Genomic DNA, 15,094 nt, shown 5'->3' on the forward strand with positions numbered 1-15,094 from the left:
CTTCTGCAACATCAAGAAAGAAGTTTCAGTTCAGGGTCAGCAGCTGGACTTGCCCGCGTAGACCGCGAGCGCGGTGTTCGCGCCGAGGGTCGCCGTGAGCCGGCCGGAGCCGTTCACGGTGACCGGGGTGTTGTTCTGGACGTTGCAGTACGTGCCGGCGGGCAGGGACGTCTGGTAGGTGCGAGTCAGGGAGCCGGACTCGTGGTTGATGGCGACGAAGCCCCTGGTGCCGCGGCCGAAGGCGATGGCGTCGGCGCCGTTGTCCCACCAGTTGGTGACGGCCTGGCCGCGGGTGGCGTTGCGGAAGGCGACCATGCGCTGGATCTCGGGCCAGGCGTGCTGGCACTTCCAGCCGTTCTGCCAGCAGGCGTCGACCCGCCCGCCGTTGGGCGGCCCGGCGTCGTGGTCGGTGAACTCGTAGCCGGAGTTGATGTCGGGCGCACCGTAGGGCCAGGCCAGCATGAAGACGTTGGCCAGCGTGTAGTTGGCGTTGTCCTTGTAGCTGAGGGTGGAGCCGTTGCGCTCGGTGTCGTGGTTGTCGACGAAGACGCCGGAGACACCGCTGCTCATATAGCCCCAGCCCTCGCCGTAGTTCTTCAGGTAGGCGAGGTTCTCGTTGTTGAAGACCCGCTTGAGGTCGTAGGCGTAGCGGAACTCCTGGACGTCGCCGGCGCCGGTGTACTCGGTGGGCTGGACGGCCTCTCCGCTGCCGTAGATGACCTCCTGCTTCCAGTACACGGAAGGGTTGGTCAGCCGGGACTTGATGTTGGCGAGGTCGGCGGCGGGCATGTGCTTGGCCGCGTCGATGCGGAAGCCGTCGACACCGAGTGAGAGCAGGTCGCTCATGTAGCCGGCGATCGCGCCGCGTACGTAGTCCTCGCCGGTGTCCAGGTCGGAGAGGCCGACGAGTTCGCAGTTCTGGACGTTCCAGCGGTCCTGGTAGTTGGTGATCTGGGAAGTGCAGTTGTCGAAGTCGGGGGCCGAGTACAGGCCGGGGTAGTTGTACTTGGTGTACGACGAGCCGCCGGTGCCGGTGCCGTTGCCCGCCGACATGTGGTTGACGACGGTGTCGGCGACGACCTTCACACCGGCCGCGTGGCAGGTGCTGACCATGTTCTGGAAGGCCGCGCGGTCACCGAGCCGGCCGGCGATCCGGTAGCTGACGGGCTGGTACGACGTCCACCACTGCGCGCCCTGTATGTGCTCGGCAGGTGGGGAGACCTGGACGTATCCGTAGCCGGCGGGGCCGAGGGTGGTGGTGCACTCGCGGGCGACGGAGGCGAAGTTCCACTCGAAGAGGACGGCGGTGACGTCCTTGGTGCCGGGCGGCGAGGCCTGCGCGGCGGGCGGGTTCATAACAAGGGCGGCGGCGGTGAGGGCGACCGCCGCGGCGAGGGTCCTGCGGGCCATGTGGGGGCTCCTTCGTCATTGAAGGCTCATGCTGGGGTGAATTCTCTTGCTGCAAGATTTCAGCCATCTTGCGGTGACGCAGATGGTAAAGGCCCGCCGCCCGAAAGGGCAGCGGGCCGTACGCACTTCAATGAAAAATCTTGCCGGGCTCGCGAGGTGACCCCGGCCGGTCCGCCGTCAGCCCGTCGTCCACCACGCCGTGGTGTCGCCCGGCACCTTCGTCTCGCCGTCGCCCTCGACGACCTCACCGCTGGCGAGCAGCAGCCGCCCGTGCGTGGGCACGGTCACGGACTCGCCGGTGGTGTTGGTGACACACACGAACTCGCCGCGCCGGAACGCCAGTACACCCTCGGGCGCCCGCAGCCACTCCACCGCGTCACCGGCGCCGAGGTCGGCCCGGTCCCGGCGCAGGGCGAGCGCCGAGCGGTACAGCTCCAGCGTCGAGCCCTCGACGCCGGTCTGCGCCTCGATGCTCAGCTCGCCCCAGCCCGTCGGCTGCGGCAGCCAGCTGCCGCCATCGCCGAAGCCGTACGCCGGTCCCGTGCGCGTCCAGGGGATCGGCACCCGGCAGCCGTCGCGGAAGCCGTCCTGGCCGGCGCCGCGGAAGTACGCGGGGTCCTGCCGGACGTCGTCGGGCAGGTCGACGACGTCCGGCAGCCCCAGCTCCTCCCCCTGGTAGACATACGCCGAGCCGGGCAGCGCCAGCATCAGCAGCGTGGCCGCGCGGGCCCGGCGCAGACCCAGGTCGCGGTCGCCCGCGCTGCGGATCTGGGTGCCGAGGCCGGGCGGGTTGGCGAACCGGGTGGCGTGCCGGGTCACGTCGTGGTTCGAGAGCACCCAGGTGGCGGGGGCGCCGACCGGGCGCATCGCCTCAAGGGTGCGGTCGATGACCCCGCGCAGCTCCTCGGCGTCCCAACCGGTGCTCAGGTACTGGAAGTTGAAGGCCTGGTGGAGTTCGTCGGGACGGACGTAGTTCGCGGTCCGCTCGACGGTCGGCGTCCACGCCTCCGCGACGAAGATCCGCCCACCCGTCTCCCACCACCGCCCTTCTGACGAAGGCCCTTCGGGCCCCTCCCTTTCGGCGTACTCGTCGAGGATCGTCCGCCACTGCCGGTAGATGACATGCACGTCGTCCTGGTCGAAGAACGGCATGACATCGTTGCCCAGCAGCCGCAGTTGGTCGTGGGATCCCAGGTCCGGCAGGCCCGGCGCCTTCACCAGGCCATGCGCCACGTCGATCCGGAAGCCGTCGACACCCATGTCGAGCCAGAACCGCAGGATCGAGCGGAACTCGTCGCCGACCGCCGGGTGGTCCCAGTTGAAGTCGGGCTGCTCGGGCGCGAAGAGATGCAGATACCACTCGCCGGGTGTGCCGTCGGGTTCGGTGACCCGGGTCCAGGCGGGGCCGCCGAAGATGGACTCCCAGTCGTTCGGGGGCAGTTCGCCGCTCTCCCCCTTGCCGGGGCGGAAGTGGTAGCGGTCCCGCAGCGGGGAGCCCGGCCCTTCCGCGACGGCCCGTCTGAACCACTCGTACTGGTCGGAGGAGTGGTTCGGCACCAGGTCCACGATGATCCGCAGCCCGTACTGGTGGGCGTCGCGGATCAGCGCGTCGGCGTCGAGCAGCGTGCCGAACATCGGGTCCACGGCCCGGTAGTCGGCGACGTCGTAGCCGGCGTCGGCCTGCGGCGAGGAGTAGAAGGGGCTCAGCCACACCGCGTCCACGCCGAGGTCGCGCAGATACGGCAGCCGGGAACGTACACCTTCCAGATCGCCCATCCCGTCACCGTTGCTGTCGGCGAAGCTGCGCGGATAGACCTGATAGATCACAGCGTCCCGCCACCAGTCGCGGTGCCTCACGACAGTGGCTACGGCGGAGTTCGGTGCCGGGTCGGTGGAGTGCTTGGTCATGACGTCCTTGGTACGAGGAGACGGTGCGTACAAGTGGGGGCAGGGCAACGACCGGGCGTCAGCCCTTCGTGCCGCCGGAGGTCAGGCCCGTGACCAGATTCTTCTGCACGAGATAGAAGAACGCGGACACGGGTATCGCGATCAGCACGGCCGTCGCCGCCATCAGATTCCGCTGGGCGTCATGCTCGGACACAAAACTCTGAAGCCCCACGGCGAACGTGTACTTCTCGTCGTCCAGCAGAAACGTCGTGGCGAACGCCACCTCACCGAACGCGGTGATGAAGCTGTAGAACGCCGCGACCGCCAGCCCCGGCCGGGCGAGCGGCAGGATCAGCCGCAGGAACGTACCGAAGGGCGACAGCCCGTCGACCCGCCCGGCCTCGTCGATCTCGAACGGAATGGTGTCGAAGTAGCCCTTCATCAGCCACGCGCAGTACGGCACGGCCGTCGAGCAGTACACCAGGATCAGCCCGAAGTAGGTGTCGATGAGCTGGAGCTCCGACAGGAGCTGGTACATCGGCACCATCAGTACGGCGACCGGGAACATCTGGGTGACCAGCAGGACCCACATGAACTTCCGGTAGCCGGGGAAGCGCATCCGGGACACCGCGTAGCCGGTGCTGGCGGCGATGATCACGCCGATGAGCGTGGTGCCCAGGGAGACGATCAGCGAACTCTTCAGCCAGTCGAGGAAGTTGGTCTCCGTGAGCACGTGCGAGTAGTTGGCGAAGGTCATCTTCGACCAGATGCCGCCGGGGTGGAGATAGTCGTCCTTGTCCGGGCCGAGGGACAGGAAGACCAGCCAGGCGATCGGGAACAGCGCGATCAGACTGGCGACGGTGAGGACGCCGTGCGAGGCGAGGGTTCCGAGGAGGCCGCGCCTCCCGCGCCCGCGGGGACCGCCGGGCACGGCGGGCGTGCGGGCGGGGTCCGCGGTGGACTTCTGAACGGTCGTTGCGCTCATGGGTGTTCCTGCCTCAGATCGCGAGCTGCTGGTCGTTGCGGTTCAGCCAGCGGCGGTAGGCGGAGGTGAAGACGATCAGGATGGCCAGCAGCAGGATGCCGTAGGCGGCGGACTGGGCGAAGTCGCGCGGCTGTTGGCCGAAGCCGAGCTGGTAGGCCCAGGTGACGAGGATCTGTGCGTCCGGCGCGGTGTTGCCGAACAGCAGGAAGATCACCGCGAACTGGTTGAACGTCCAGATCACACCGAGGAGTACAACGGTGGAGCTGACGGACCGCAGGCCGGGCAGCGTGACGTACCAGAACCGCTGCCAGGCGTTGGCGCCGTCCATGTCGGCGGCCTCGTACAGCGTGGAGTCGATGGACTGCAACCCGCCGAGCAGCGAGACCATCATGAACGGCACACCGCACCAGGTGTTGACCATGATCGCGGAGAACCGCTGCCAGAAGGTGTCCTCCAGCCAGGCCGGCGTGGGCATCCCCAGCAGGTCAAGACCGGAGTTGAGGATGCCGCCGTCCGCGAGCATAAAGCGCCAGCCGAAGACGGTGACGAACGTGGGCACGGCCCAGGGCAGCACCAGCAGCAGCCGGTAGACCGTGCGGCCGCGCAGCTTCTGGTTGAGCAGCAGCGCGAGGCCCAGACCGATCGTGTAGTGCAGGAAGACACAGGCGGCCGTCCATACGACGGTCCAGATGAAGTGCGACCAGAACCGGTCGTAGGCGGTCTCGCCCCACAGGATGTCGGCGTAGTTGTCGAGGCCGATGAACTTGTAGGTGGCCTCGATCTCGTTGACGCCGATCGTGCGGCCGGTGTTGAGGCTGTTGGCGTCGGTGAGGGTGAGATAGAAGCCGTACGCCAGCGGATACAGCACCAGCACACCCAGCACGACGACCACGGGCGCGATCATCGCGTAGGCGTACCAGTACTTCTGGTAGCTGCGTCTCAGGCGCCCGCCCAGTCCTGGCCGGGGCCCGCGGTCACCGAGCCGCTTGCCGGTGGCTCGGTCGATGGCGACTGTCATGGTTCGGCAAACCTTCGTGAGGGACTGCGCTGGTGGGTGGGCGGACCGGTGACCGCCGGATCCTTCCCCCGGATGTCAGGAGGATCCGGCGGCCACGCGGGGTCACTTGCTGAAGTCCGGGACCAGCTTGGCGATCGCGGTCTCGGCGCTGCCGAGCCCGTCGTCCAGGGACTTCTTGCCGCCGGCGACGGCGAGCAGTTCGTCGTCCAGGGGCGTCCACAGCGAGCTGTACTCGGGCAGCGCGGGGCGCGGCTGGGCGGCGGGCAGCACACTCTGGAAGCCGGCGATGCCCGGGTCGGCGGTGACCTGGTCGGTGTAGGCGTCCTCGCGGGTGGGCAGCGTGGAGTTCTTCAGCGCGATGGTCTCCTGCGCCTTGGCGGAGGTCATGTAGTTCACGAACTTCAGCGCGGCCTGCTGGTGGGCCTCGTCGGAGCCGGCGTAGACGGACAGGTTGTGGCCGCCGGTCGGGGCGCCCGCCTTGCCGGTGGAGCCGGCCGGGACGGTGGCGATGCCGAGGTTGGCCTTGTCCTTGAACGCGGAGCCCTTGTAGAAGTTGGTGATCTCCCAGGGGCCCTGCACGATCGAGGCGACCTTGCCGGTGACGAACGCGTCCTGGATGTGGGCGTAGGCGTCGGCGGTGGTGTCGGCCTTGTGCAGGCCCTTGCCGTCGAACAGGCCCTGCCAGGCGGCGTAGCCCTTCTTCGCCTCGGGCGAGGTGACGGTGATCTTCCTGGCGTCGGCGTCGACGGTGTCGGTGCCCTCGCCGTAGAGGAACGACTGGGCGTAGTAGGCCTGGGTGGAGCCCCAGTAGCCGTCGACGCCGGTCTTGTCCTTGATGGTGGCGGCGGCGGTCTTCAGGTCGTCCCAGGTCTTGGGGGCCTCGACGCCGGCCTGCTCGAAGAGGTCCTTGTTGTAGACGAGGGCGAGGGTGTCCGTGGTGAAGGGGACGCCGTAGACCTTGTCCTCGAACTTGGCCTGCTCGATCAGGCTGGACTGGAACTTGTCCTGGTCGGCGAGGGCCTCGGTGCCGTCCAGCGGCAGGAAGAAGCCCTTCTTCGCGAACGCCGGGGTCCAGCCGACCTCGGAGCGCAGCACGTCCGGGGCGCCCTTGGAGCCGGCGGCGGTGTCGAACTTGTTCTGCGCCTGGTCGAAGGGGACGTTGACGTACTCGACCTTGATGTCCTTGTTGGCGGCCTCGAACTCCTTGACCAGGGCCTGGTACGTGGGGGCCTCGTTGGTCGCGTTGGAGGTGTCCCACCAGGTGATGGTGGTCGGACCGTCGGCCGAGTCGCCGCTGTCGTCGCTTCCGCCGCAGGCCGTCGCCGCGAGGGCGAGTGAGGCCACCAGCGCGGTGGCCGCTATGCCACGCCGCATGAGTTCTCCTTGAGGGTGAAAGCCCGTGTAGCTACAGGGGCGGTCCCGTCCACCGCTCCTGTCGACTTGCCGACAGCGCCGTTGCGGCGGCCGGGCGACGTGAACGTAACAGCGTTGCAAGCGGTGCGAAAGACCTTGCAGCAAAAAAGTGCAAGACGGCAGGGAAGTTATCCCTGCGTGACCTGTCGCCGCCCTTGACCGGACCACTGGAGACCGTTGAATACCGCTAGTGAGCGGGGAAGTACCGGGTTGTGCAAGACTCTGCAAGCTCTTGCCGCACGTTTCAGAAGTGACCGCTCAGCGACCGATCAAGACCTCAAGGGGACGCCATGCCGAAGCAACCCGCCCCGGGACGTGCAACAGCCCGCGTCAGGCGTCCGATTGGTGCGCAGGGTGACATACGCCCGGTACAGTCCGGTCCCGTGACCACACGGCTTGCCGACATCGCTGCTCAGGCGGGGGTGAGCGAAGCGACCGTCAGCCGCGTCCTCAACGGCAAGCCGGGCGTCGCCGCCACCACCCGTGAGTCCGTACTGGCCGCACTCGACGTGCTCGGCTACGAACGCCCCGTGCGGCTGCGGCAGCGCAGCGCCGGTCTGGTCGGTCTGATCACCCCGGAGCTGGAGAACCCCATCTTCCCGGCCCTCGCCCAGGTCATCGGGCAGGCGCTGACCCGGCAGGGGTACACCCCGGTGCTCGCCACGCAGACCCCCGGCGGGTCCACGGAGGACGAGCTGACCGAGATGCTCGTCGACCGCGGGGTGGCCGGCATCATCTACGTCTCCGGGCTGCACGCCGACACCACCGCCGACATGCAGCGCTACGAGCAGCTGCGGGCGCAGGGGGTGCCGTTCGTCCTCGTGGACGGCTTCTCGCCGAAGGTGCAGGCGCCGTTCATCTCCCCCGACGACCGCGCCGCGATGACCCTCGCGGTGACGCATCTCGTGTCGCTCGGCCACACCCGGATCGGGCTGGCGCTCGGGCCGAAGCGGTTCGTGCCGGTGCAGCGGAAGATCGAGGGGTTCACGCGGGCCGTGCAGGACCAGTTGGGGCTGAGCGCGCACACCGTGGAGTCCGAGCTGATCCAGCACTCGCTGTACACGCTCGAAGGCGGCCAGGCGGCCGCCGCGGCGCTGATCGAGCGGGACTGTACGGCGGTGGTCTGCGCCAGCGACATGATGGCGCTCGGCGCGATCCGGGCGGCCCGCCAGCGTGGTCTCAAGGTGCCGAAGGACGTCTCGGTGGTCGGTTTCGACGACTCCCCGCTGATCGCGTTCACCGATCCGCCGCTCACCACGATCCGCAAGCCGGTGCCGGCGATGGGCCAGGCCGCGGTGCGGACGCTGCTGGAGGAGGTCGGGGGTACGCCCGCGCCGCACAGCGAGTTCGTGTTCATGCCCGAGCTGGTCGTACGCGGTTCCACGGCTTCCGCGCCCGGGGATCGAAATCGTCCGCAATCAGGGTGAAAGTCCTCCGCAGGGTGTAGGAGGTGCGGTCCGAACCCGACCAGGGGATGATCGGACCAGGATGGCTTTTCTGGCAGACTCTGTGCCCATGGGCGAGACGACCGTGACGACGAGGGAAGGCCGTGGACCGGCCCTCCGGAACCCCGTCGCGCACGGGACGGGGCGCGCCTTTCTGCGCCGCCTGCGCACCCCGCGCCGGCCACGGCTGTGGTTCGAGATCCTGCTGATCGCGGTGAGTTACTGGACGTACTCACTGATCCGCAACGCGGTGCCCGAGCAGCGGGGGCAGGCGCTCAAGAACGCCGACTGGATCTGGAGCGTCGAGAACCATCTCGGCATCGCCGTGGAGCAGTCCGTCAACCACGCCGTGAACTCGGTGACTTGGCTCATCGTCGGGATGAACTACTACTACGCGACGCTGCACTTCGTGGTCACGCTGGGTGTGCTGGTGTGGCTGTACCGGAGTCATCCCGGGCGGTACGCCGCCACGCGTCTGGTGCTGTTCGCGACGACGGGTGTGGCTCTGGTCGGTTACTACCTGTATCCGCTGGCGCCGCCTCGGCTGATGAACGGCGGGGACTTCATCGACACGGTTCTGGTCCACCAGACGTGGGGGTCGATGGCGTCCGGGGACCTGAAGAACATGTCGAACCAGTACGCGGCGATGCCCTCGATGCATATCGGGTGGTCGTTGTGGTGCGGGTTGACGATCTTCGCGTTGGCTTCCGTGCCGTGGGTGCGGGTGCTCGGGCTTTTGTACCCCGCTCTGACTCTCGTGGTGATCGTGGCCACGGCGAACCACTTCTGGCTGGACGCCGTGGGGGGTATGGCCTGCCTGGCCTTCGGGTTCGGGGTGGCCCGGGTCTGGTACGGGGCGTTGCCGTATGCGTTGCCGCGGGTGGTCGCGGCGGGGCCACGTAGGCGCCTGCGGCTGCGGGCTCGGCGGGTCTGACCGGTTGCCGAGTGCGGGTCTCGTCGTGGCTTTTCGCGCAGTTCCCCGCGCCCCTGAGGGGCCGACCCGCCGTCGTTATGCGCGGGTCCGTGGGGGCTTTTCGCGCAGTTCCCCGCGCCCCTGAGGGGCCGACCCGCCGTCGTTGTGCGCGGGTCCGTGGGGGCTTTTCGCGCAGTTCCCCGCGCCCCTGAGGGGCCGACCCGCCGTCGTTGTGCGCGGGTCTGTGGGGGCGTCCAGTTTCCCGCGCCCCTGAAAGCCTCTTCGCGTCGCCGCGGGCAATCGTGCCGCAGGGCTCCCTACGTGCGGTCTGTGCCGTAGAAGAGGTGGTCCACTACTGATCTGGCTCGGCGGGTGGTGCGGCGGTAGGTGTCGAGCATGTCGCCCGCGTGGCCGGGGCCGTGGCCGAGGTAGCGGCCGACCGCGGAGAGTTCCCGCGGGTCCGTGGGGAAGGTGTCGCCGGCCCGCCCACGGACCAGCATCACGGCGTTGCGGATACGCGTCGCGAGGACCCACGCCTCGTCCAGGACCGCCGCGTCCTCCTCGGACACCAGCCCGGCCGCACGGGCCGCGGCGAGGGTCTCGCGGGTGCGGGTGGTGCGCAGGCCGGGCTCGCTGCTCCCGTGCCGCATCTGGAGCAGCTGGAGGGTCCACTCCACGTCGGAGAGCCCACCGGGGCCGAGCTTGGTGTGGAGCTTCGGGTCGGCGCCGCGAGGCATCCGCTCGGACTCCATACGGGCCTTGAGGCGCCGGATCTCGCGGACCGCGTCGTCACCGAGGCCGTCGGCGGGGTAGCGCAGGGGGTCGATCAGCTCGATGAAGCGACGGCCCAGTTCGGGGTCGCCGGCGACCGGCTCGGCGCGCAGCAGGGCCTGCGCCTCCCAGACCAGGGACCAGCGGCGGTAGTAGGCCGCGTAGGAGTTGAGGGTGCGGACGAGGGGGCCGGACTTGCCCTCCGGGCGCAGGTCGGCGTCGATCAGCAGGGGCGGGTCGGAGCTGGGGAGCTGGAGTATGCGGCGCATCTCGGAGACGACCTTGTTCGCCGCCCTGGAGGCCTCCTCCTCGCTGACGCCGTCACGGGGTTCGTGCACGAAGACGACGTCGGCGTCGGAGCCGTAGCCCAGCTCGTGGCCGCCGAAGCGGCCCATACCGATGATCGCGAACCGGGTGGGGAGTTCGTCGCCCCACCCGTCGCGGACGACCGCGCGCAGCGTGCCCGCGAGGGTGGCGGCGGTGAGGTCGGAGATGGCGCCGCCGACCCGGTCCACGAGGGTGCCCTGGTCGGCCTCGGCGGGCCGGGTCTCGGTGCCGTAGGAGCCGACGATGTCGGAGGCGGCCAGCCGGAACAGCTCGCGGCGGCGGATCCCGCGGGCGACGGCGACGGCCTGCTCGCCGTTGTCGGCGCGGCCGACGGCGGCGAGGATCTCCTGTTCCAGATGGGCGCGCGGGCGCGGTTCGAGGCCACCGCCGGCGCCGTCGCCGAGCAGGGCGACCGCCTCGGGCGCGCGCATCAGGAGGTCGGGCGCGAGCCGCCCCGCGGACAGCACCCGGGCGAGGTTCTCGGCGGCCGCGCCCTCGTCGCGCAGCAGCCGCAGATACCAGGGCGTCTTGCCCAACGCGTCCGACACCTTGCGGAAGTTGAGCAGTCCGGCGTCCGGGTCGGCGGAGTCGGCGAACCAGCCGAGCAGCACCGGCAGCAGGGTGCGCTGGATGGCGGCCTTGCGGGAGACGCCGGAGGCGAGGGCCTCCAGGTGGCGCAGGGCGGCGGCGGGGTCGGCGTAGCCGAGGGCGACCATCCGTTCGCGGGCGGCCTCGGGGCTCAACCGGGTCTCGCCGGTGGCGAGTTGGGCGACGGCATCGAGCAGCGGCTGGTAGAAGAGCTTCTCGTGCAGCCGGCGTACGACGGCCGCGTGCCGCTTCCACTCGCGGTTGAGCTCGACCACCGGGTCCGCGCGCAGGCCCAGTGAGCGGCCGAGGCGGCGCTGGTCGGCCTCGTCCTCGGGCACGAGGTGGGTGCGGCGCAGCCGGTGGAGCTGGATGCGGTGCTCCATGGAGCGCAGGAAGCGGTACGACTGGTCGAGCTGGACGGCGTCCGCGCGGCCGACGTAACCGCCCGCGGCCAGCGCCTGGAGGGCGTCGAGGGTGGTGCCGCTGCGCAGGGTGGTGTCGGAGCGGCCGTGCACCAACTGGAGGAGCTGTACGGCGAACTCGACGTCCCGTAGCCCTCCGGGGCCGAGTTTCAGCTCGCGTTCGACCTCGGCGACGGGGATGTTCTCGATGACGCGGCGGCGCATCTTCTGTACGTCGGGGACGAAGTTCTCGCGCTCGGCGGCCTGCCAGACCATGGGTTCGAGGGCGGTGACGTACGCCTCGCCCAGTTCCGGGTCGCCGGCCACCGGGCGGGCCTTCAGCAGGGCCTGGAACTCCCAGGTCTTCGCCCAGCGCTGGTAGTAGGCGACATGGCTGCTGAGGGTGCGCACGAGCGGGCCGTTGCGGCCCTCGGGACGGAGGTTGGCGTCTACGGGCCAGATGGAGCCCTCGACGGTGGTCTCGGAGCAGATCCGCATCATGTGCGAGGCGAGCCGGGTCGCGGCCCGCAGCGCCTTGGTCTCGTCGGCGCCCTCCACTCCCTCGCCGACGAAGATGACGTCGACGTCGGAGACGTAGTTCAGCTCGTGGCCTCCGCACTTGCCCATCGCGATGACCGCGAGCCGGCACAGCGCGGCGTCGTCGGGGGCGGCGGCGGAGGCCTGGGCGAGGGCCGCGCGCAGGGTCGCCGTGGCCAGGTCGGCGAGTTCGGCGGCGGTCTGCGCGAGATCCGTCGTACCGCACACGTCCCGGGCGGCGATGGACAGCAGACAGCGCCGGTAGGCGACCCGCAGCGACACCGGATCGTCCGCCCCGGCGAGGCCGCGTTCGAACTCCGCCACCCCCGGGTGCAGGTCCCGCGGCTCGTACGTCACCAGCGCGTGCCAGTCGCGGGGGTGCCGGGCGAGGTGGTCGGCGAGGGCGGCGGACGCGCCGAGGACGCCGAGCAGCCGGTCGCGCAACGGCTTGGCCGTGGTCAGGGTGTCGAGGAGTTCCCGGCGGGCGGTGGGGTCGGGCTGCGCCTCCAGCAGGCGGACCAGGCCGTGCAGGGCGAGGTCGGGGTCGGCGGTGACCCCGAGTGCGTCCAGGAGGACCGGGTCGTCGCGGAGTGGGGCCAGCTCCTGGCTGTCGAGGAGGCGCTCGGCGCCGGAGGGGTCGGTGAAGCCGTGGCGCAGGAGGCGGGTGAAGGTGCTGCTTCTGCGGCCCGGCGTCATGTTCGCCCTCCCGTCCGGATCTACGTGGTCCAGAGTGAGCGTAGACGCTCCGCAGGAAGTGCCGCGATATGCCGGTGGCCGGCTGCTGCGGCATCGTGGCTGGTCGCGCCCACGCGGCGGAGCCGCACATGTCACAGCCCCGCGCCCCTTGGCGGCGTTGCCGGACCCTGCGATGAGTTTTGAGGTCCGTCCTGGTCTGCCCTTCGAGACTGTTTCCCAGGGCTGGAGGCTGCCATGACCGGTAACGAACCCGATACCCGGCTCGACTCCCGCTACAGCGACGAGGCCGCGACCGCCGTGCCCTGGGAGGAGGCGGAGCGGCGGCTCGCCGGGGCCGAGTTGTTCTGGATTTCCACAGTGCGGCCCGACGGGCGGCCGCATGTGACGCCGTTGCCCGCGGTCTGGTCCGAGGGCGCCCTGCACTTCTGTACGGGTCCCGAGGAGCGCAAGGCCCGTAATCTCGCCGAGAACCCGCACGTGGTGCTGACCACGGGAAACAACCTCTGGAACGAGGGGCACGACCTCGTCTACGAGGGTGCGGCGGTCCGCGTGACGGACGACGCCCGGCTGCGCGAACTGGCGGACGCGTGGGAGGCGAAGTACGGCAGCTTCTGGCACTTCGAGGTCGCCGACGGCTGCTTCGGGCACGGGTCGGGCAGTGCTTACGTGTTCTCGGTGGCGCCGCGGACCGTTTTCGGCTTCGGTAAGGGGGAGCCGTTCAGCCAGACGCGTTGGCGGTTCGGCTGACCCACCCGTCACCGGCGTCTCGGAGGACCAGCTGTGGACTACACACTCGAAGTGATCCCGTTGCCCGTGAGCGACATCGACCGGGCCCGCGACTTCTACCGCGACAAGGTCGGTTTCCATGTCGACATCGATCAGGAGGTCATGCCGGGGATGCGGATCGTCCAGCTGACGCCTCCGGGCTCGGGCTGTTCGATCGCGCTCGGCGACAGCATCTGGGACATGACCAAGGGCGAGACCCCGCCGAAGCCCGGCGCCTACCAGGGTCTCCAGCTCTGTGTGGCCGACATCAAGGCGGCGCACGCGGAGCTGGTGGAGCGGGGCCTGGAGGTGTCCGAGCCCGTCCAGTACTCCCCCGACGACGGCGCCACCTTTATGTACTTCAAGGATCCGGACGGCAACGGCTGGTCGATCCAGGAGTTCAGACGGCGCGCGGAGGAGCCGCTGCACACACTGCTGTCCGCGCAGGCGGCGGAGCGGGACTGAGCGAGCGGGCCCCGGGGGTGCGGGGGACGTCCCCGTACCCCCGGTCCGTGCGTCAGCCGCGCAGGCGCACCGGTACCTCCCGCCAGCCGACCGCGATGAACGACGGCACCTGCCGCAGTTCCGTCGGATCGACGGCCAGGCGCAGGCCGGGGAAGCGCTCGAACAGCGCGGGCAGCACACTCAGCGCCTCCATGCGGGCCAGCGGGGCGCCGATGCAGCGGTGCACGCCGGCGCCGAACGCCAGGTGGTCGTCCCGGCCCCGGCTCGCGTCGAAGAGCTCCGCGTCCGCCCCGTAGCGCCCGGGGTCCCAGCCCGCGGCGCCGTACGTGGTGATGATCGCGTCCCCGGCGGGGATGGTCACGCCCTCGACGTCCAGTTCCGCCACCGCGAACCGCAGGGGTACGGAGGCCAGTGGCGGGTGGACGCGCAGGGTCTCCTCGATCACCGCGTCCCAGCCGAGCGCGCCCGAGCGGACGGCGTCGAGCTGTGCCGGGTCGCGCAGCAGGGCCACGACCGCGTTGCCGATGAGGTTGACCGTCGTCTCGAATCCGGCGCCGATGACCAGCAGCAGGGTGCACACCAGTTCCTCGTGGGTGAGTCCGCTGCCCTCCTCGTCCCGTACCCTGATCAGCTCGCTGGTCAGATCGTCGCCGGGGTGCTCGGTCCGGTACGTGATCAGGGCGGTCGCCACGCTGACGATCTGCCCCTGGATGAACGCGGCCTGCTCGGGGGTGACCTCGGAGGTGTCCATGATGGCGGCCATCAACTTGCGGGTGTCGTCGAGGAGTTCGTCCGGGACGCCCATCAGCGCGAAGATCACCCGCATCGGCACCGGGTAGGCGAGCCGTTCGATGAGGTCGACGGTCTCGTCGTCCGAGGCCTCCAGTCCGTCCAGCAGTTCGGTGGCGATGGCCTCGACCCGGGGGCGCATCTTCTCGGTGCGCCGATTGGTGAAGCTGGGGGCGACGAGGCCGCGCAGCCGGGCCCGGTAGGTGCCGTAGGTGGCGAGTGGGCTGTTCATGGCCGACCAGGTCATGATCCAGCCCCAGGCCGGGTTCTCGGCGAACCGTGGCCACAGGTTCCAGTGCAGTCTGGCGTCCCTGCTGACGTTCGGATCGAGGATCAGGCGTTTGACGATGTCGTGGCGGGTGGGCGCCCAGGCGGGGATGGCGCCGGGCAGCTCCACGGGGACGACGGGTCCCAGGGCGCGAAGCCGGGCGGCCTCGGCGGGGAGGTCGGCGCCGGTCGGGTCGACGACGATGCGGTCGGTCGTGGTCACGGGGGTCTCCAGGCTGTTCGTACGAACGGACTGGAGCGGACACGCCCGGCACACCCGGTCGGTGCGGGACCGGGGTGTGGGGGGATCGTGGCGGGTGGCGTCACGCTCGAACGCCAGTACATACCGTGAGCGACCGCCCTCACACGGTGAGCGCGCGCTCTCTGCCCGAACCGGCCCCCACCACTGCCCGGCGG

11 protein-coding genes are annotated in these 15,094 nt (G+C 69.8%); 4 read left to right on the top strand and 7 right to left on the bottom strand.

Annotation, left to right across the window (positions count from 1 at the left end):
* Positions 1-36: 36 nt before the first annotated feature.
* From ACIQAC_RS02440 to ACIQAC_RS02460, 5 genes are all read right to left on the bottom strand, one after another.
* Complete coding sequence (locus ACIQAC_RS02440; RefSeq protein WP_402186224.1) at positions 37-1,410, bottom strand: alpha-amylase family protein; 1,374 nt, start codon at positions 1,408-1,410, stop codon at positions 37-39.
* Between the two features lie 177 nt (positions 1,411-1,587).
* Positions 1,588-3,318 (bottom strand): glycoside hydrolase family 13 protein, encoded by a 1,731-nt coding sequence (locus ACIQAC_RS02445; RefSeq protein WP_402186226.1) that lies wholly within the window; start codon positions 3,316-3,318, stop codon positions 1,588-1,590.
* A 58-nt stretch (positions 3,319-3,376) separates the two neighbouring features.
* Entirely contained in the window at positions 3,377-4,282 is a 906-nt protein-coding gene (locus ACIQAC_RS02450) for a sugar ABC transporter permease (RefSeq protein WP_402186228.1), read from the bottom strand.
* A gap of 13 nt (positions 4,283-4,295) precedes the next feature.
* On the bottom strand, positions 4,296-5,300 hold the full coding sequence (locus ACIQAC_RS02455) for a carbohydrate ABC transporter permease (protein ID WP_402186230.1): 1,005 nt from the start codon (positions 5,298-5,300) through the stop codon (positions 4,296-4,298).
* A 102-nt stretch (positions 5,301-5,402) separates the two neighbouring features.
* Positions 5,403-6,674, bottom strand: coding sequence for an extracellular solute-binding protein (locus ACIQAC_RS02460; protein WP_402186231.1), 1,272 nt, complete (start codon positions 6,672-6,674; stop codon positions 5,403-5,405).
* A gap of 422 nt (positions 6,675-7,096) precedes the next feature.
* On the opposite strand from ACIQAC_RS02460, the gene ACIQAC_RS02465 reads away from it, so the two are divergent.
* On the top strand, positions 7,097-8,140 hold the full coding sequence (locus tag ACIQAC_RS02465; RefSeq protein WP_402186233.1) for a LacI family DNA-binding transcriptional regulator: 1,044 nt from the start codon (positions 7,097-7,099) through the stop codon (positions 8,138-8,140).
* Positions 8,141-8,228: 88 nt separating this feature from the next.
* Positions 8,229-9,092 (top strand): phosphatase PAP2 family protein, encoded by an 864-nt coding sequence (locus ACIQAC_RS02470; RefSeq protein ID WP_402186234.1) that lies wholly within the window; start codon positions 8,229-8,231, stop codon positions 9,090-9,092.
* A gap of 296 nt (positions 9,093-9,388) precedes the next feature.
* Here ACIQAC_RS02470 and ACIQAC_RS02475 read toward each other — a convergent pair whose 3' ends face one another.
* Complete coding sequence (locus tag ACIQAC_RS02475; RefSeq protein WP_402186236.1) at positions 9,389-12,391, bottom strand: bifunctional [glutamine synthetase] adenylyltransferase/[glutamine synthetase]-adenylyl-L-tyrosine phosphorylase; 3,003 nt, start codon at positions 12,389-12,391, stop codon at positions 9,389-9,391.
* Between the two features lie 234 nt (positions 12,392-12,625).
* On the opposite strand from ACIQAC_RS02475, the gene ACIQAC_RS02480 reads away from it, so the two are divergent.
* Positions 12,626-13,138, top strand: coding sequence for a pyridoxamine 5'-phosphate oxidase family protein (locus tag ACIQAC_RS02480; protein WP_402186238.1), 513 nt, complete (start codon positions 12,626-12,628; stop codon positions 13,136-13,138).
* Positions 13,139-13,171: 33 nt separating this feature from the next.
* Positions 13,172-13,621, top strand: coding sequence for a VOC family protein (locus ACIQAC_RS02485; RefSeq protein ID WP_402186239.1), 450 nt, complete (start codon positions 13,172-13,174; stop codon positions 13,619-13,621).
* A gap of 52 nt (positions 13,622-13,673) precedes the next feature.
* On the opposite strand, the gene ACIQAC_RS02490 is transcribed toward ACIQAC_RS02485, so the two are convergent.
* Positions 13,674-14,900, bottom strand: a complete 1,227-nt coding sequence (locus tag ACIQAC_RS02490) for a cytochrome P450 (protein WP_402186241.1) — start codon at positions 14,898-14,900, stop codon at positions 13,674-13,676.
* Positions 14,901-15,094: the final 194 nt, after the last annotated feature.

The sequence above is a fragment of the Streptomyces sp. NPDC088387 genome (assembly GCF_044753385.1).
GTDB lineage: Bacteria > Actinomycetota > Actinomycetes > Streptomycetales > Streptomycetaceae > Streptomyces.